Origin of the sequence: Collinsella sp. AM42-18AC, from assembly GCF_003467965.1 — a bacterium.
In the GTDB taxonomy this organism is placed as follows: domain Bacteria; phylum Actinomycetota; class Coriobacteriia; order Coriobacteriales; family Coriobacteriaceae; genus Collinsella.
This window is the reverse complement of the sequence record NZ_QSFY01000017.1, coordinates 1-18,645: the sequence shown is the minus strand read 5'-3', so window position 1 is coordinate 18,645 and position 18,645 is coordinate 1. Positions and strand designations below refer to the sequence as shown.

At 59.4% G+C, this 18,645-nt stretch carries 8 protein-coding genes and 3 rRNA genes; 4 read left to right on the top strand and 7 right to left on the bottom strand.

What is annotated here, in order from left to right; genetic code table 11:
• Positions 1-33 precede the first annotated feature (33 nt).
• Positions 34-2,913: an excinuclease ABC subunit UvrA gene (gene uvrA, locus DW913_RS08950; RefSeq protein WP_099431427.1), complete on the bottom strand. Its 2,880-nt coding sequence runs from the start codon at positions 2,911-2,913 to the stop codon at positions 34-36.
• A gap of 193 nt (positions 2,914-3,106) precedes the next feature.
• On the opposite strand from uvrA, the gene DW913_RS08945 reads away from it, so the two are divergent.
• From DW913_RS08945 to DW913_RS08930, 4 genes are all read left to right on the top strand, one after another.
• The gene (locus DW913_RS08945) at positions 3,107-5,260 is read left to right on the top strand and encodes an LTA synthase family protein (protein WP_158566229.1); all 2,154 of its coding nucleotides are present in this window, start codon (positions 3,107-3,109) and stop codon (positions 5,258-5,260) included.
• A 145-nt stretch (positions 5,261-5,405) separates the two neighbouring features.
• The gene (locus DW913_RS08940) at positions 5,406-6,236 is read left to right on the top strand and encodes an Mrp/NBP35 family ATP-binding protein (RefSeq protein ID WP_117798284.1); all 831 of its coding nucleotides are present in this window, start codon (positions 5,406-5,408) and stop codon (positions 6,234-6,236) included.
• Positions 6,237-7,508, top strand: a complete 1,272-nt coding sequence (locus tag DW913_RS08935) for an NAD(P)/FAD-dependent oxidoreductase (protein ID WP_117798283.1) — start codon at positions 6,237-6,239, stop codon at positions 7,506-7,508. It abuts the gene before it with no gap.
• Between the two features lie 79 nt (positions 7,509-7,587).
• Complete coding sequence (locus tag DW913_RS08930) at positions 7,588-9,228, top strand: NAD(P)/FAD-dependent oxidoreductase (protein ID WP_117798282.1); 1,641 nt, start codon at positions 7,588-7,590, stop codon at positions 9,226-9,228.
• A 65-nt stretch (positions 9,229-9,293) separates the two neighbouring features.
• On the opposite strand, the gene uvrB is transcribed toward DW913_RS08930, so the two are convergent.
• The 6 genes from uvrB to DW913_RS08900 form a co-directional block, all read right to left on the bottom strand.
• On the bottom strand, positions 9,294-11,534 hold the full coding sequence (gene uvrB / locus DW913_RS08925; protein ID WP_117798281.1) for an excinuclease ABC subunit UvrB: 2,241 nt from the start codon (positions 11,532-11,534) through the stop codon (positions 9,294-9,296).
• A 51-nt stretch (positions 11,535-11,585) separates the two neighbouring features.
• Entirely contained in the window at positions 11,586-12,167 is a 582-nt protein-coding gene (locus DW913_RS08920) for a lytic transglycosylase domain-containing protein (protein WP_117798280.1), read from the bottom strand.
• Entirely contained in the window at positions 12,160-12,993 is an 834-nt protein-coding gene (gene coaE, locus DW913_RS08915; RefSeq protein WP_233542043.1) for a dephospho-CoA kinase, read from the bottom strand. Before coaE ends, DW913_RS08920 begins: the two co-directional genes overlap by 8 nt.
• Position 12,994: 1 nt before the next feature.
• Positions 12,995-13,110 (bottom strand): 5S ribosomal RNA (gene rrf / locus DW913_RS08910).
• Between the two features lie 145 nt (positions 13,111-13,255).
• Positions 13,256-16,230: ribosomal RNA gene (locus DW913_RS08905) — 23S ribosomal RNA — on the bottom strand.
• A 397-nt stretch (positions 16,231-16,627) separates the two neighbouring features.
• Positions 16,628-18,133 (bottom strand): 16S ribosomal RNA (locus DW913_RS08900).
• The 16S, 23S and 5S rRNA genes sit together here, the layout of an rRNA operon.
• Positions 18,134-18,645 lie beyond the last annotated feature (512 nt).

Genomic DNA, 18,645 nt, shown 5'->3' with positions numbered 1-18,645 from the left:
GAGTCGATGGCGCCCATAAACTGAATCGCCTATTTATTGAGCATCAAGTTGAGCCTGACGCTCCCGGTCACGCCTGAGCAACGGCGCCAAAAACTTGCCCGTATAACTCTGCGGACAGTCCGCAACCTGCTCCGGTGTGCCCGAAACCACGACGGTTCCGCCGCCGTTACCGCCCTCGGGGCCCATATCGATCAGGCGGTCGGCAACCTTGATGACATCAAGGTTGTGTTCAATCACCAGCACCGTGTTGCCCGCATCGACCAAGCGCTGCAGCACATCGAGCAGCTGGCGGACGTCCTCAAAATGAAGGCCGGTCGTCGGCTCATCCAAAATATAGAACGTCTTGCCCGTCTGGCGTCGATGAAGCTCCTTGGCGAGCTTCACACGCTGCGCCTCGCCGCCCGAGAGCGTTGTAGCGGGCTGGCCCAGGCTCACGTAGCCCAAGCCTACATCGTACAGCGTCTGGAGCTTGCGCTTAATCTGCGGGATATTCCCAAAGAAGGCCAGTGCCTCGGTGACGCTCATGTCGAGCACGTCCGAGATGGTCTTACCACGGTAGGTGACCTCAAGCGTCTCGCGGTTATAGCGTTTGCCGCCGCAGACCTCACAGGGGACATAGATATCGGGAAGGAAGTGCATCTCGATCTTAATTTGTCCGTCGCCCTTGCATGCTTCGCAACGACCGCCGCTCACGTTAAAGGAGAAACGTCCCGGCGAGTAGCCGCGCGCCTTCGACTCCGGCGTACTCGCAAACAGCGCGCGAAGATCATCCCACAGGCCAATGTACGTAGCAGGGTTGGAACGCGGCGTGCGGCCAATCGGCGACTGGTCGATATCGATAACCTTATCGATACACTCGATGCCCTCGATTTTCTTATACGGGCCCACAGGGCGCGTCGAACGGTGAATGGCATTCGTAAGGGCAGGTGCGATAGTGTCGGTAACCAGGGAGCTCTTACCCGATCCCGACACGCCGGTAACGACCGTAAGCGTACCAAACTCGATCTTGGCGGTAACGTTTTTGAGGTTGTTGGCGCGGGCGCCCGTGATCTTAAGGCAGCCGCGACCGGGCTTGCGGCGCTCATCGGGAACCCGAATCATTCGCTTGCCGGTCAGGTAGGCGCCCGTCATCGAATCGGGGCACGCCATGATATCGGCAGGCGTTCCCGCGGCGACCACGTGTCCGCCGTTCACGCCCGCGCCGGGGCCCATGTCGATCACATAGTCGGCAGCACGAATCGTATCCTCATCATGCTCGACGACGATGACGGTATTGCCGATATCGCGTAGGCGCTCAAGCGTCTTGATCAGGCGCTCGTTATCACGCTGATGGAGGCCAATCGACGGCTCGTCCAAAATGTACAGGACACCCATGAGGCCGGCGCCGATCTGCGTTGCCAGGCGAATGCGCTGGGCCTCGCCTCCGGAAAGCGTCGCCGAGGCACGATCGAGGGTCAGATAGTCGAGTCCGACATCGACCAGAAAACGCAAGCGCTCCAGGATTTCCTTGACGATGCGCCCGCCGATAAACTGTTGGCGCTCGGTGAGTTCCAAGCCCTCAAAAAACTCGAGCGACTCGCGGCACGATAGGCAACAGACCTCGTAAATGGACTTACCGCCTACGGTAACAGCGAGCATCTCGGGGCGCAAACGAGCGCCGTGGCAGCTCGAGCACGGCTCCTCGCGGATGTACTTCTCCAAGCGCGCCTTGGTGTTCTCATTCGTCGTCTCGGTATAGCGCTCGTACAGGATATTGCGCACGCCCGAGAACTTGGTGTCCCACTGGCTGCGGCGCCCATCGAGCTTTTGATAGTCGACCGAAATCTTCTGGTCGCCCATGCCGTCTAAAAACGCGCGACGCACCCGAGGAGGCAGATCCTCCCACGGCGTATCGACGCTCACCTTAAAGTGTTTGCAGACCGCAGCGAAAATCTGCGGATAGTAGTTAGAGTTGCCAAACAGGCTGCCAAAGACCCCGTCGGCGATCGACTTCGAGGGGTCTTCGATTAGGGCCTCGGCATCGACCGTCTTCTTAAAGCCCAGGCCATCGCACTCTGGGCACGCGCCATAGGGCGCGTTGAACGAGAAATCACGCGGCTGCAGGTCATCGATGGAGTGCCCATGCTCCGGGCACGCTAACGCCAGCGAATACTCCAGCAACTCGCCTTCGGTCCCCTCGGGAGCGTCGCGGTCGGGCAGCAAGTATACGTTCACATTGCCGTGCGCCAGCGCGGTCGCCTGCTCAACAGACTCGGCGATACGGCCCAGAGAGTTCTCACGGATCACGATGCGATCGACCACGACCTCGATATCGTGCTTGAACTTCTTGTCCAGATCGATCGGATCGTCGAGCGAGCGCACTTCACCGTCGACACGCACGCGGCTAAAGCCCTCGGCGCGAAGGTCCTCAAACAGTTTGGTGTACTCGCCTTTTCGCCCGCGTACCACCGGTGCCAGCACAAACGCGCGGCGGCCCTCCCCCGCCGCCAAGACCTTGTCGGCAACCTGATCGGTCGTCTGACGCTCAATGACACGGCCACATTCGGGACAGTGCGGGGTGCCCACACGGGCGAACAGCAGGCGCAGATAGTCATAAATCTCGGTTACGGTGCCAACCGTCGAGCGCGGGTTCTTGGATGTCGTCTTTTGATCAATTGAGACAGCCGGCGAAAGGCCGTCGATTGAATCCAAGTCGGGTTTGTCCATCTGGCCCAAGAACTGGCGCGCATAACTCGAAAGGCTCTCGACGTATCGACGCTGGCCCTCGGCATAGATAGTGTCGAATGCCAGCGAACTCTTGCCCGAGCCAGAAAGACCGGTAATGACCACGAGTTGGTCACGCGGAATGGAAACATCGATATCCCGGAGGTTATGCTCACGAGCGCCGCGAATAACGATAGAAGAATCAGACATGGAAGCTCCTTGCCTCCTATTGCATCGAATCATACTGCCGATGAGTTTAGCGCACTCGACGCGCACAGATGTTCGTAATACAAGATTCGCAGACCTTTAGCTTTGCGTATCGGGCGCTTTGTTTCTCGAAATGCCGTGGAAAGGTTACAGTAATCTAATACTGAACTTAATTTGCTGTACCAGAGGAACGTCCATGACCGAAGATATCCCCCTTGAAATCACTTCGAGCGACATGGCCAATCTGCCCATATTCGTCGCCGTCCTTATCGTGGCCGCCGTCGTCGTGCGCGTGTATTTTTCAATCAAACGCAACGAAAAGCCACCCATTGCCCGCGTCTTTTGGTGCGCGACGCTCCTCATCCCGCTCGGCGTGGTAGCTGCATGGGTTACGAATCAATTGCTCGTAAATGAGGGCAGCTCCCTATGGATCCTTTCTTATTCGGCGCTCGGTGCTGCCGCCGTCATGCTTCTTGTCGAGCCCTTGGTTTCGGGACTTATCGACCAAACCGACCTTGCGACGGGAACAGTTGCCTGTATTTGCCGTGACATCCTTGTCATCGCCGCTGTTTCAGCGCTCTCGTTCGTTTCACTCGAAATTGCCTGCAACGAAACGTTCTATCGCATTCCCGCCAACTCATTCGGGTTTTCCGTCGGGCTGCTCGCGACGGTTCTGCTCTCCCTTTATTTGCTGGGACAGCGTCATGGAGGCGTCATGGCCCTCGTGCCCATCGTCTGTTGCATCCTTGGCATTGCCGAGCACTTCGTCATAACGTTTAAAGGCGAAGCCATCCTGCCAAGCGATATCTTGGCCCTTGGCACCGCAATGGAAGTGAGCGAGGGATACGAGTTTACCTTTACCGCCGGAATCGTAACCTCTCTCGCCCTGCTGGAGATTTCCTTGGGGCTTCTTTCGCTCATCCGACCGCAAAAGCTCCGTACGCCCACCCATGTCTTCCCCGCTATCGCCGCTAACCTCTGTGCTTTTCTGCTAGTGACCGTTGTGGGGCTCTCAGGCTTTTCCAACATCGACTTGGAGCAGGCGCTGGATTTTGGATTTGACCGTTGGCAGCCCATCACCACGTATGCGTCTCAGGGTTTTATCACTTCGTTCACCGAAATGGTCAACGAGTTGCCCATTGAGAAGCCCGAAGACTATACGCCCGATGAGGCACAGAGCATCGAGCAGGAGCTCGCCGCCGTCTACGACAGCACATATGGCTCGAGCGAACAGCGCGCGGCGGCCGTTGCCCAGTTCAATGAAATCAAGCCGACGATTGTTGCCGTCATGAATGAGAGTTTTAGCGACCTTTCGTGCTTTGAGCAGCTCCAGGCGGCCGGGTACACCGGCCCCGCATTCTACAACTCGCTTCCCGACACACTTGTTCGCGGCACCATGCTCGCTTCGGTCGCCGGTGGCGGAACGGCGAACTCCGAATTCGAATTTTTGACCGGAGCGACAACGGCCTTTGTCGGATTAGGCAAGATCCCCTATCAGCTGTATCAGATGAATGGCGTAAACAGCCTGGCAAAAGACCTTAAAGAGCTTGGGTATACCACTACCGCTATGCACCCGCAAAACCCCGTCAACTACCATCGAGATAAAATCTATCAGCAGCTGGGCTTTGGAGACTTTCTTTCAATCGGCGATTTCGAAGGTGCGCCCTATTACCATGCCGGCGTATGCGACTACGCCACCTACGACAAGATACTCGACTTGCTTAGAACCGACGAAGCGCCACAGTTCATCTTTGACGTCACGATGCAAAATCACGGCGGCTACGACTATGGCACCGCTCCCGCCGAAGAGCTGACAAACTATTGGGTCGAGGGAGCCAGCGAAGGCGCCAACAGCGCGCTCAACACCTATCTCACCTGCATCAACGCATCCGACCGGGACCTCGAGTACTTTATCAACGAGCTCCGCAATATCGGCAGACCGGTTGTTCTTGTCTTTTTTGGCGACCATCAGCCGAGCGCCGCAACGACTCTCAACGACGAGCTGTACCCTCAGGAAGATACGGCAAGCCACGCTTTCCGTATCTATCAGTCGACATATCTCGTCTGGGCTAACTATGAGATCGCCGGCAATACCGAGCTCAACGTCTACGACACCGTCGGGGCAAACGAGATTGCAGCCATTACCCTTAATAAGATCGGCGCTCCGCTCACCAATTACCAAAAGGCCCTGCTTGCGACAAGGTCAGATGTACCCACCATCAATGTCGCCGGCTATCTCGGTGCCGATGGGCTGCGCTACGACTTGGAATCGGAAGACAGCCCCTACGCCTCGACGATCGACAAGCTGCAGCGCATGCAGTACCTCGAGTTCGCCAGCAAAGTTCAGTAAGCCCGCCCATTCGCTTGGGCCCATCATATTGCAAGCGCGCTCGGCCCAAATGCATCGCAAATGACTCCCGCTCGCAAACGAGGGTACAATGACGCTCGTGTCACATCGCGGGGCCCCGGCCCCAGCATATACAAAGGAGTCATACATGGGTTGCAAACACGCACAGGCCGCCGGCGGACAAACGTCGCCATCGCAATTTGAGGAGAACACGCTGTCCGAGGTCAAGCGCGTCATCGCCGTGCTTTCCGGCAAGGGCGGTGTCGGCAAGTCGTTTGTCACCGGCGCCATCGCCACCGAGCTTGCCCGTCACGGCCACAAGGTCGGCGTCCTCGATGCCGACATCACCGGTCCCTCTATCCCCAAGATGTTCGGTATGAGCGGACGCCACGTCCATGCCCTTGGCAACCTTATGCTGCCCGAAATCTCCGAGCACGGCGTCAAGGTCATGAGCTCCAACCTGCTGCTCCAAAACGAGACCGACCCCGTCCTTTGGCGCGGTCCGGTCATCGCAGGCGCCATTAGGCAGTTCTGGAGCGAGACCTCGTGGGGCCCCATCGACTACCTGCTGGTCGACATGCCTCCGGGAACAGGCGACGTCGCGCTCACCGTCTTCCAGTCGCTGCCCGTCGACGGCATCGTCATCGTCACGAGCCCGCAGGATCTGGTCTCGATGATCGTCGCCAAGGCGGTCAACATGGCCGAGAAGATGAACGTCCCCATTCTGGGCATTGTCGAGAACATGAGCTATATTGAGTGCCCCGACTGCGGCAAGAAGATCGAGGTCTTTGGCAAGAGCAAGCTCCCCGAGGTCGCAGAGCGCTATAACCTCGACATCTTGGGCCAGCTTCCCATTAATCCGGTACTCGCCGAGGCCTGCGATAAGGGCGAGGTCGAGACCGCGCTGCCCGATGGCATGTTGCCCAAGGCAGTCTCTGCCGTCGAGGCTATTACCCCGCACGAGACCGACGAGGCCTAAGTGAACGCGAGCGCCATCTATGACGTCTTGGTAATCGGCGGCGGGGCTTCAGGCCTCGCCGCCGCCATTACGGCCGCACGCGCTGGCAAAAGCGTCTGCATCGTTGAGCGCGATGTCGCCTGCGGCCTCAAGCTCCTTGCGACCGGTAACGGCCGCTGCAACCTCTCCAACGAATCGATTGATCCTCAGCGGTATAACCACCCCGCATTCGTCGAATCCGTCATGGGCCTCCAGCCCGAACAAGAGCTTATGGGTTTCTTCTCCTCGCTGGGCATCATGACGACCTCCGAGGAGGGCCGGCTGTATCCGCGCTCCCTTCGTGCCGAATCGGTGCGCGATGCGCTTCTCAACGCTTGCAATCGCCTGGGTATCACCTTGATCTGCGGAGCAAACGTTGCCTCGGCATTCAAAGCTCCCGAGGGCTGGGCACTCCAAATAGACCGTCCCGCGCGAGCACTCAAGGCAAAAAAGCACGATGACCGAAAATCGGAACTCCGCTCGCTTCGGAAGGCGCTCGCCGACACCCCTCGCAAGAACGAGACACTGCAGGCAAAGGCCGTAATTATCGCTACGGGCGGCAACCCTGCCGACATCGCAAAGACGTTCGATCTTTCCCTCACCCCGCAGCACCCCGTCCTCTGCCCTGTGTCGGCATCGGTCTTCGGCGACCGGACTGCGCTCAAGACACTGGATGGCCTGCGCGTCCGCGCCCGTTTGACGCTCACCCGCAATCACGAGGGGCTCTGGCGCGAAGACGGCGAAGTGCTCTTCCGAACCTTTGGCATCTCGGGCGTTGCCGCCTTTAACCTCTCCCGTCGCGTCCAGTGCGGCGACACGATTCTGCTCGACGTTTTCCCCGACCTCTCCAAAGACGAGTTGCTCGATATGCTCAACCGGCGCGTTGAGTTGCTCGGCGGCTTTTCACCCCGCGATCCCCGCTGGCTCGACGGCATGCTCGCCCCGCAGTTCTCTCACGTTGTCTGCACCGCATTCGAACAGTGCCACCCCGGGTCGTACGACGCCATCCATCTGGTCTCAATCCTCAAGCATTTTAAGCTGCTCGTCGAGGGAACGACAGAGGAGCGTTCGGCCCAGGTCACGCGCGGCGGCGTGCCCATCGAGAGTGTCTCAGCTCCCAACCTCTGCGTGAGCAACGCGGCAGGCGCCCCACTTTACATCTGTGGCGAGGCGCTCGACATCGATGCCGATTGCGGCGGTTTCAACCTTGCGTGGGCTTGGATCTCGGGTATTCGCGCTGCAAGCAGCCTATAGCCGCGCAGTCTATAATCAAAACGCATTCGGGCCGTCTGGGACACCGAGCGGCCTCTTTTTTGCATCTAAGGAGACCTCGATGATCGAAATCACCCAAGTCCACGCGTCGCTCGATGAGGCCGGCGACGAAAAAGCCTGCCTCATCGTTGGCAAGCGAGTCGTCAAACGCGTCCTGCGTTGCAAAGACTCCGAGATCAAGTCCATCGAGCTCCACCGCAAGTCAATCGACGCTCGCAAAAAACGAGACGTCCATTTTATCCTGAGCTTTCGTGTTGAGCTGACTAGTCCCCACCTCGAGCGAGAAGCGATCGACAGCGTTGCCGAGCGTGACCGCTCGCGCGTACGCGCGATAGAAGACTATGAGCCTTCATTCCCCTCCCCCGCCTCCGACGCACCTCAAGAACGCCCTGTCGTTGTCGGCGCCGGATGCGCCGGCCTTTTCGCTGCGCTTACGCTCGCCGAAGCAGGTCTTAAGCCCTTGCTCATCGAGCGCGGCGACCCGGCATTTCGCCGCTCGCGGGCGATCGACCTCTTTCTAAAGGAGCGCATCCTCGACCCCGAGAGCAATATCCAGTTTGGTCTGGGCGGCGCGGGGACCTTCTCGGACGGCAAGCTCAATACGGGAACAAAAAATCCCGCCCATCGTCTTATCCTCGAAACCTTCGTCGAGGCGGGTGCGCCCCGCGATATTCTGTGGGATGCCAAGCCGCACATTGGCTCCGACATCCTTCCCAAGGTTGTCACCGCTATATCCCAGCGCATCGAGCAGCTCGGAGGTGCCGTCCGTTATCGAACGAAGCTCGTCGACATTCGCATCGACGCGTCTGGCGCCATCACCGGCATTGATGTCCAATCGTCCCAAGACGCCGCTTACGAGTCAATCGAGACAAAGCACCTCATCCTCGCCTGCGGGCATTCTGCTCGCGATATTTTTGAGCTCCTTAAGGACCACAACGTGGCCCTCGCACAAAAGACCTTTGCCATGGGCGTTCGCATCGAGCATCCGCAACGCGACATCGACCGAGCCCAATATGGAGCCTCGGCGGGACATCCAGCGCTCGGGGCGGCCCCCTACAAACTTGTTGCCCATCTTCCCAACGGCCGCAGCGTGTTCTCGTTTTGCATGTGCCCCGGCGGGCAGGTTGTCGCCGCCTCTTCCGAGCAGGGCCATCTGTGCGTCAACGGGGCCAGTCTCAATGCCCGCGACGGACGCAACGCAAATGCCGCCCTGCTCGTTAACGTCACGCCTGAGGACCTTCCCAACAATGACCCGCTCGCCGGCATCGAGCTCCAGCGTGCCTGCGAGGCGGCCGCCTATCGCCTGGGCGGTTCCAACTGGAACGCACCAGCACAGCTCGTCGGAGATTTCCTCGCAGGACGCGCCAGTAAGGCGCCCGGAAAGGTAAAGCCCACCTATCCGCTCGGTGTGACCTGGACGGCAATTGACGAAGCCCTGCCGCAGCATATCATCGAGTCGCTCCGCCTGGGACTTCCCCTACTCGGAAAAAAGCTACGCGGCTACGACTGCCCCGATGCCGTTCTTACCGGCGTGGAGACTCGTTCGAGCTCACCGGTCACTGTCACCCGAGACCGAACGTGCCATGCCGTGTCGACCCCGGGCCTCTACCCTTGTGGTGAGGGAGCTGGATATGCCGGCGGCATCATGAGCGCGGCCACCGACGGCATCCGTTGTGCCGAAGCCCTGATCGCAGACCTCTAACGCACGAATTCCAGCGCGCAAAAGACACAGGCCCCAAGCTCCACAGGGAACTCGGGGCCTGTTCACTATTTCTTAAACCGTGCACCCTGGCGTTTTCTGCCCGATGCGAACGTGGAACCCTTGCGGGCCTGCGAACGTAAGCGCTCGATCGTCTCGTCCTCAGACGCACCCTCGAGCATCGCCCGAATCTGAACGACGGCATCGCGCAGGCGCGCCGCCTCCTCAAAGTCCATGGCGGCAGAAGCGTTACGCATATCCTCTTCCATGGTTTCGACGATCCGCACGAGCTCGTCATGCGGCAGTTCTTCCAACTGCTCCGCAAGTGTCTGCTCGGGCGCCACTGTTTCCGGCACGCCACCCTCGCCCAACTCATCGGGCGTATAGAATGCGCCATGGCCAAGAGAGTCGCCCTTCGAGCGTCCCTTGGAACCCACGGTTTTTTCGGCCTCGGCAATAAAACTTGAGATGTCGTTGATGGCCTTGCGCACCGTCTTGGGCACAATGCCATGTTCTTCGTTATATGCCATCTGAATCTCGCGACGGCGCTGCGTCTCCTCGATGGCCTCTTTCATCGAATCGGTCACAACGTCTGCATACATGATGACTTCGCCATCGGCGTTACGGGCCGCGCGGCCAATCGTCTGAATCAGCGAACGGCGGTTGCGCAAGAAGCCTTCCTTATCGGCATCGAGAATTGCCGCCAGTGAGACCTCGGGGAGATCCAAGCCCTCGCGAAGCAGGTTGATGCCAACGAGAACATCAATCTTTCCCTCGCGCAGCGTTCGCAGGATCTCGACACGGTCCATCGTCGCTGTATCGGAGTGCATGTAATTGACCTTAATGCCGGCATCAAGCAGATGGTCGGTCAGGTCCTCGGCCATGCGCTTGGTGAGCGTGGTCACCAGCACGCGCTCCTTGCGGGCAACGCGCTCGCGAATCTCGTCCTCAAGATCGTCAATCTGCCCACGAACCGGACGCACATCGATCTTGGGGTCGAGCAGACCGGTCGGACGAATAATCTGCTCCACGTCGTTTTGGCTCACCCGCAGCTCGTAGTCGCCCGGTGTGGCCGAAACATAGATAAACTGGGGTATCCTTGCCTCAAACTCATCGAAACGAAGCGGGCGATTATCGAGTGCCGAGGGCAGGCGAAAACCGTGTTCCACCAGCGTTACCTTACGCGAGCGGTCACCTTCGTGCATACCGCGAATCTGCGGCACCGTCACATGGCTCTCATCGATGATGCAGAGCATGTCCTTAGGAAAGTAATCGATCAGGGTAAACGGCGGCTCACCCGGCTTACGCCCGTCCAGATGACGCGAGTAGTTCTCGATGCCGTTGCAAAAGCCCATCGTCTCGAGCATCTCAAGATCATAATCGGTACGCTGCTGCAGACGCTGCGCCTCGAGCAACTTGTCGGTCGCCTTGAGCTCCGCCACGCGCTTCTCGCACTCTTCGCCGATCGATTTCAGAGCCGCCTTGACCTTCGGCTTCTCGGTCACGTAGTGCGATGCCGGCCATACGGGGATGGCCTCGTACTCACGCAGCATCTCACCGGTGACCTCATCGATCTCGGCAATCAGCTCGACCTCGTCGCCAAAGAACTCAAACCGCAACGGATGCTCGGCATAAGGCGGATACACGTCGACAACATCGCCGCGCACGCGGAACGTGCCGCGTGCCAGGTCATAGTCATTGCGATCATATTGAATGTCGATAAGTGCATGGATAAAGTCATCGCGCTCGAGCGGCACCTTCTTGTCGACGTTCGGGGCTAGGCCCGCATAGTCCTCAGGAGAGCCAATGCCATAGATACACGAGACCGATGCGACGACGATCACATCTCGTCGAGAGAGCAGCGATGCGGTCGCCTGATGGCGCAGCATCTCGACCTCTTCGTTAATCGATGAGTCTTTCTCGATATATGTATCGCTTTGCGGCACATACGCCTCGGGCTGATAGTAGTCGTAGTACGAGACGAAGTAGACCACAGCGTTATTGGGAAAGAACTCTTTGAGCTCGCTCGCAAGCTGAGCGGCAAGCGTTTTATTCGGAGCCATGACCAGCGTCGGCTTTCCCAGGGCCTCAATAGTCTTTGCCATCGTGAAGGTCTTGCCCGAACCAGTCACGCCCAGCAAAACCTGATAGCGGTCTCCGTCCCTCACACCCTGCACAAGCGACTCAATGGCTTTAGGCTGAGAGCCTGCAGGGTCATAGGGAGACACGACCTTAAACGGCACGTCAGAGCCTTCAACGCCAAAGCGCTTAAGTTCACCGCCAACGCGTTCTACTTCAAATTCCGCCATGGATACTCCTAACTCATATCTCTGCAGTATACGCAGGCGGCAGGCATAGTCCTATACGAACCGATCGGGATAGAGGGTCTTGTAGCGAACCCAGGCATTATTGATACGAATCAGATACGCCTGCGTCTCGGGAAAGGTGATTGCATTATGAAACGACGTACTCTGCTGCGCCCATCCGTCGACATTGCCCATGCCAGCGTTATAGGCGGCAATGGCACTGTCAGTCGACCCGTTAAAATACGTTAGAAGATACGAAAGATACGCACAGCCAAACTCGATGTTCGTAGCGGGATCGTTAAGGTTGTCGGCTGAATACTCGCTACCATCGACAAGACCTTTGGCAATCATATCCTGGGCAGTCTCGGGCATCAGCTGCATTAATCCCCGAGCGCCTTGATTCGACTCGGCCTCGGGATCCCAATTCGATTCCGACTTTATGACAGCACACACCAGATACGGATCAAGATTGTGCGAAATGCTCGATTGCTTTACGTACGCCTCGTAGTCAATCGGATACAAAGGCTTAAAGAAAGCGGCAGGAGCATACGAGTAGACGAGCGAAATAAGGCCAAAGACGAACACAACGGCAAGTGGCGCCACGCGATACCACGTAAAGAAACGTGTCCTAGGCATCGACCTCCTCCTTATCCACTACATCCCCGAAGCCATGGCGCACAAGCCAAGCGTCCAGTTGTTCAAAGAGCGAGTTATCGCCCGCCGCATTATCGATTACCGTCGAAGCGAGATTGCAAAGCGAAGCCTCATCAGGTTGGCATGCAGAACGCGCATCAAAATCAGAGGGCTCCATACCACGATGAATAGCACGCCCGCGACGAACTGCTAAAGGAGCGCTGATAACCAGAATTTCATCAGCCAGGCCAAAAGCATCCTCAAAACCAGTCGGGGCAGAAACCTCGACAACCGCAAAGGGATAACGGGGGGACGAAACCGTGCAGCAAACCGGATCAAGAATCCTAAGCGAAAGCTGCTCAATGAGAACGGGGTGCACAAGGTCATTGAGCCGTGCGACCGAATCAGGAGAAGCGAAAGCTCGAGAAGCGAGGATGCTGCGGCGAATGCCGCCCTCCTCATCCAAAATATCCCAGCCAAATTCTTCCGCGAGGGCATTGACGATATCGGAGCCTGGCACATACAGCGATTTGGCAAGCTCGTCCAGATCGATAAGCATGGCGCCATGAGATTCGAGATAGCGGCAGGCAGTCGACTTACCCGAAGCAATATTGCCCAAGACAAAAACGGTAAACATCAAGTCCTCCCTAACGCCAATGGGAGTTATTATCGCGCAAATACAAAAGAAGGACTCAAAATACAGCCAAACAGTAAGACAAGCTAAAAGAAGGCGAGTTCTTGTATTACAGCTCTTTATAAAACGCAAAAAAGGGGGAGGCCGCGAGGCCTCCCCCTTCTTCAAGTCATCAGACGGCTCGGTGCCGTCCACCGGTCAGCGGCGCCCTGGCCTCCCACGGGCTGGCCCCGCAGTACTCTCGGCGCGATGGGGCTTAGCTTCCGGGTTCGGAACGGGACCGGGCGTGCCCCCCATGCTCTGGCCGCTGACCGGTGGGCGGCGCCCACCGTTACGGTGTCCGGGTGTCTACTCACGTGCCCTGGGGGCCGCATGGCGCATAGGGGAGGTGACTCGGGGGCATCCTCGTGCCCGGACCGCGCTTCTGAGCGCTTGTCCCGCGGGCCGCGAGGTGCGGTTCCGGAAGAGCTCGGGCGATTAGTGCGGCTCGGCTGAGGACGTCGCCGCCCTTGCACCTGCCGTCTATCGACCAGGTAGTCTACCTGGGCCCTTACCGGAAGGAGAACTAATCCCTGGAACGGCTTCCCGCTTAGATGCCTTCAGCGGTTATCCGCGCCGCACGCGGCTACCCGGCCGTGCCGTTGGTCGACAACCGGTTCACCGGAGGTGCGTCCACCCCGGTCCTCTCGTACTGGGGGCAGCCTCCATCGATTCTCCTGCGCCCACGGAGGATAGGGACCGAACTGTCTCACGACGTTCTGAACCCAGCTCGCGTACCGCTTTAAACGGCGAACAGCCGTACCCTTGGGACCTGCTCCAGCCCCAGGATGCGATGAGCCGACATCGAGGTGCCAAACCTTGCCGTCGATGTGGACTCTTGGGCAAGATCAGCCTGTTATCCCCGGAGTACCTTTTATCCGTTGAGCGACGGCCCACCCACTCGGGGCCGCCGGATCACTAGAGCCTGCTTTCGCACCTGCTCGGCTTGTGGGCCTCGCAGTCAAGCCCGCTTGTACTCTTGCATTCAAAAGGACGGTTGCCGACCGTCCCGAGCGGACCTTCGCGCGCCTCCGTTACCCTTTAGGAGGCGACCGCCCCAGTCAAACTGCCCGCCTGGCACGGTCCCCGAGCCGGTCGACGGCCTCGGGTTAGGACGCCGGTCGCGCGAGGGCAGTATTCCAAGGGCGGCTCCCCGGGGGCTGGCGCCTCCGGATCTGTGCCTCCTGCCTATCCTCTACACGCGGGACCAGCGGCCAATGCCAAGCTGCAGTGAAGGTTCACGGGGTCTTTCCGTCCTTCCGCGGGTAAGTCGCATCTTCACGACCAGTGCAATTTCACCGGGTCCATGGTCGAGACAGCGCCCAAGTCGTTGCGCCTTTCGTGCAGGTCGGAACTTACCCGACAAGGAATTTCGCTACCTTAGGACCGTTATAGTTACGGCCGCCGTTTACCGGGGCTTGGCTTCGGGGCTTCGCCGAAATGGCTAACCCCTCCGCGTGACCTTCCGGCACCGGGCAGGCGTCAGACCCTATACGTCGCCTTGCGGCTTCTGCAGAGTCCTGTGTTTTTGGTAAACAGTCGCTTGGGCCTCTCCACTGCGGCCCGCCTCCGCTCCCCGGGCAAGCCGGTTCACGTACGCGCGGGCACCCCTTCTCCCGAAGTTACGGGGCCATTGTGCCGAGTTCCTTGACCATGGTTGACCCGATCGCCTCGGTATGTTCTACCCACCCACCTGTGTCGGTTTGCGGTACGGGCGCGCACGCGCCTGCCTAGGGGTTTTTCTAGGGACCTCGGGCTCACTCGCTTCGCTCAGTCGCTTCGTCCGGAGCCTCGCCCTTGATGCGGACCGGATTTCCCTGGTCCGCGGGCCGCGCTCCATCACGGGGACGTCCAGAACCCCGCCGAGCCACCCCCATCCGTCGCCCCGTCGGTCGTAGCGCCGCGTGCGCGGTGCAGGAATGTCTGCCTGCTGCGCGTCGGCTACGCCTCCCGGCCTCGCCTTAGCCCCCGACTGACCCTGGGAGGATTAGCCTTGCCCAGGAAACCTCGGGTTCACGGCGGACGAGTTACTCTCTCGTCTCTCGCTACTCATGCCAGCATTCTCACTCCCATGCGCTCCACCGTCGGTCGCCCTCCGGCTTCTCCGCCCATGGGAAGCTCCCCTACCGATTCTAATAAATAAAATCCCGCCGCTTCGGTGTCCAGCTTAGCCCCGTGTATTGTCGGCGCATGTCCACTCGACCAGTGAGCTGTTACGCACTCTTTGAATGCATGGCTGCTTCTAAGCCAACATCCTGGTTGTCTGGGCGGACGCACATCCTTTGCCACTCGGCTGGAACTTGGGGACCTTAGCGGGCGGTCCGGGCTGTTTCCCTCTCGAGCACACAGCTTAGCCCACATGCTCTGACTGCCGCGCTCTGGGCCGCCGGCATTCGGAGTTCGGTTGGATTCGGTAGGCGGCGAAGCCCCCTCGTCCATCCGGTGCTCTACCTCCGGCGGTGAACGCGCGACGCTAGCCCTAAAGCTATTTCGGGGAGAACGAGATATCTCCGGGTTTGATTGGCCTTTCACCCCTATCCGCAGGTCATCGCCGCCGTTTTCAACCGACGTGCGTTCGGCCCTCCACGGGGTCTTACCCCCGCTTCAGCCTGCCCACGGATAGCTCACCCGGCTTCGCGTCCGCGGCGCGGGACTCAAGTCGCCCTGTTAAGGCTCGCTTTCGCTCCGGCTCCCTTTCGGTTAACCTCGCCCCGCGCCAGCGACTCGCTGGCTCATTCTACAAAAGGCACGCCGTCACACCATATAGGTGCTCCGACTGCTCGTGGGCGCACGGTTTCAGGTACTGTTTCACTCCCCTCCCGGGGTGCTTTTCACCTTTCCCTCACGGTACTGGTGCGCTATCGGTCACAGGGTAGTACTCAGGCTTGGATGGTGGTCCACCCAGGTTCGGACCGGGTTTCACGTGCCCGGCCCTACTCAGGGACCGCGTCGCGCCGTCCGGTCTGGGTTCGCGTACGGGGCTGTCACCCGCTGCGGCCGGCCCTCCCATGCCGTTCCGCTCCCCAGCCGGACCTGCGCCCGGGGGCGGCAGCCCCCGGATGCGCGGCCCTGCAACCCCGTCGGCGGAACCCCTGCCGGGTATGCCCGCTCGACGGTTTGGCCATCGGTCCCCTTTCGCTCGCCGCTACTCGGGGAGTCTCGAGATTGATTTCCTCTCCTCCGGGTACTTAGATGTTTCAGTTCCCCGGGTTGTCCTCCCCGGCCCTATGCGTTCGGGCCGGGGATATGCACACTGCTGTGCATGGGTTCGCCCATTCGGAGACCCCCGGGTCGAAGGATGTGTGCTCCTCGCCGGGGATTATCGCAGCTTGCCGCGTCCTTCATCGGCTCCCTGTGCCAAGGCATCCGCCGTGCGCCCGTGGTATCTTGCGGGACCGCACTCGGGCCCGCGGGATATCCACGTGTCGCTAATAAAAATTAATCGATATCATGAATAGCGCTCGTATGTCGCAATTCGGGTATCTCATACCGCGGCACAGTGTCTTCACTGTGCTCGCGATCAGATGCTCCTCACTCATAAATAAGTGAATTCTTCTTGTTTGGATCGGATGAATGATTGCTATCATTCTGTCTTTAAATCGCAGAAAAGAATCGAGTCTGGAAGAATGATCTTCCATCTCTCTCCTATCGCTATGCGGCTCTCAAGGTACGCGGGTGCGACCCCGGGGACCGGGTGCTGCGGGGAATCATCCTGGCGGACATCGACCGGACGGGCTCCTGCCCTCTATTCGAGTTAAAGTGTTTTCTCTCTAAGAATGTATCTCCCTAGAAAGGAGGTGATCCAGCCGCACCTTCCGGTACGGCTACCTTGTTACGACTTCACCCCCCTCGCCCTCCACACCTTCGGCGCCTCCCCCCTTGCGGTTGGGCCGGCGACTTCGGGTGCAGACGACTCGGGTGGTGTGACGGGCGGTGTGTACAAGGCCCGGGAACGCATTCACCGCGGCATGCTGATCCGCGATTACTAGCAACTCCGACTTCATGGGGGCGGGTTGCAGCCCCCAATCCGAACTGGGGCCGGCTTTCCGGGATCCGCTCCCCCTCGCGGGGTGGCATCCCTCTGTACCGGCCATTGTAGCACGTGTGCAGCCCAGGGCATAAGGGGCATGATGACTTGACGTCGTCCCCGCCCTCCTCCGCCTTGACGGCGGCGGTCCCGCGTGGGTTCCCGGCATCACCCGATGGCAACACGCGGCGGGGGTTGCGCTCGTTGCGGGACTTAACCCAACATCTCACGACACGAGCTGACGACAGCCATGCACCACCTGTATGGGCTCCTCTCGGCCACGGGGTCTCCCCCGCTTCACCCATATGTCAAGCCCTGGTAAGGTTCTTCGCGTTGCTTCGAATTAAGCCACATGCTCCGCTGCTTGTGCGGGCCCCCGTCAATTCCTTTGAGTTTTAGCCTTGCGGCCGTACTCCCCAGGCGGGACGCTTAATGCGTTGGCTGCGGCACGGGGGGATCGTCCCCCCACACCTAGCGTCCATCGTTTACGGCTGGGACTACCAGGGTATCTAATCCTGTTCGCTCCCCCAGCTTTCGCGCCTCAGCGTCGGTCTCGGCCCAGAGGGCCGCCTTCGCCACCGGTGTTCCACCCGATATCTGCGCATTCCACCGCTACACCGGGTGTTCCACCCTCCCCTACCGGACCCAAGCCGCGGAGGTTCCGGGGGCTTCGGGGGGTTGAGCCCCCCGCTTCGACCCCCGGCCTGCCGGGCCGCCTACGCGCGCTTTACGCCCAATGAATCCGGATAACGCTCGCCCCCTACGTATTACCGCGGCTGCTGGCACGTAGTTAGCCGGGGCTTCTTCTGCAGGTACAGTCTTGACTCTTCCCTGCTGAAAGCGGTTTACGACCCGAAGGCCTCCGTCCCGCACGCGGCGTCGCTGCGTCAGGGTTCCCCCCATTGCGCAAGATTCCCCACTGCTGCCTCCCGTAGGAGTCTGGGCCGTGTCTCAGTCCCAATCTGGCCGGTCGGTCTCTCAACCCGGCTACCCGTTGTCGGCACGGTGGGCCGTCACCCCGCCGTCTACCTGATGGGCCGCGGAGCCATCCCCTCCCGTCGGGGCTTTAGCCGGGGTGCCATGCGGCACCCCGGGGTATCCGGTATTACCCGTCCTTTCGGGCGGCTATCCCGGGGGAGGGGGCAGGTTCTCCACGTGTTACTCAGCCGTTCGCCACTCGCTTCCACCCGGAGGTGGGTGCCGTTCGACTTGCATGTGTTAGGCGCGCCGCCAGCGTTCATCCTGAGCCAGGATCGAACTCTCCGTCCAAAATATTCTGGGCTTCGAGCCCGTCCGGTCCTCACAACTGTTACGCTGATCGGTTCCGTTCGATTCATATGGTTCTGTATAGGAAAAGGAATTTCTCGGGGCCGCCTCTCGGCGGCCTTGCGAAAAACAAATCCAAGTTAGACCATTTCAAATGGTTCGATGTCTGCCCGGATGCGACACTGAATGTGTCCATCCTCGCAGTATCCGGTTCTCAAGGTGCACGCCTGGCGGCTGATCCGGTCCGACCGGGCCGCGCGGCAAGGAGATATATTGCCAGACCGCGAAGCCCTGTGGGTCGTCAATTCCACTCTTCACAAGTCCTACACAACATATCGCTTTCTATAGGTAATAGAAAGACTGGTGCGGATCTTCCGCACATATCAGATGATGACCCTTTGGTTTAGAAATATATAGAGATCGGTCACCTGTAAGTGTCTATCTACCCGCGCTTTTTGCAATGTAAACCGCGCTTCAGATAATCAAAACCACCCCTAAAAGGGGTGGTTTGCTCT

What these genes read in the sequence shown, in the direction of transcription:
- DW913_RS08945 (WP_158566229.1), top strand. Translation starts at nt 3,107, where the DNA reads ATGACCGAAGATATCCCCCTTGAAATCACTTCGAGCGACATGGCCAAT.
- DW913_RS08930 (WP_117798282.1), top strand. Translation starts at nt 7,588, where the DNA reads ATGATCGAAATCACCCAAGTCCACGCGTCGCTCGATGAGGCCGGCGAC.
- DW913_RS08940 (WP_117798284.1), top strand. Translation starts at nt 5,406, where the DNA reads ATGGGTTGCAAACACGCACAGGCCGCCGGCGGACAAACGTCGCCATCG.
- uvrA (WP_099431427.1), bottom strand. Translation starts at nt 2,913, where the DNA reads ATGTCTGATTCTTCTATCGTTATTCGCGGCGCTCGTGAGCATAACCTC.
- DW913_RS08920 (WP_117798280.1), bottom strand. Translation starts at nt 12,167, where the DNA reads ATGCCTAGGACACGTTTCTTTACGTGGTATCGCGTGGCGCCACTTGCC.
- uvrB (WP_117798281.1), bottom strand. Translation starts at nt 11,534, where the DNA reads ATGGCGGAATTTGAAGTAGAACGCGTTGGCGGTGAACTTAAGCGCTTT.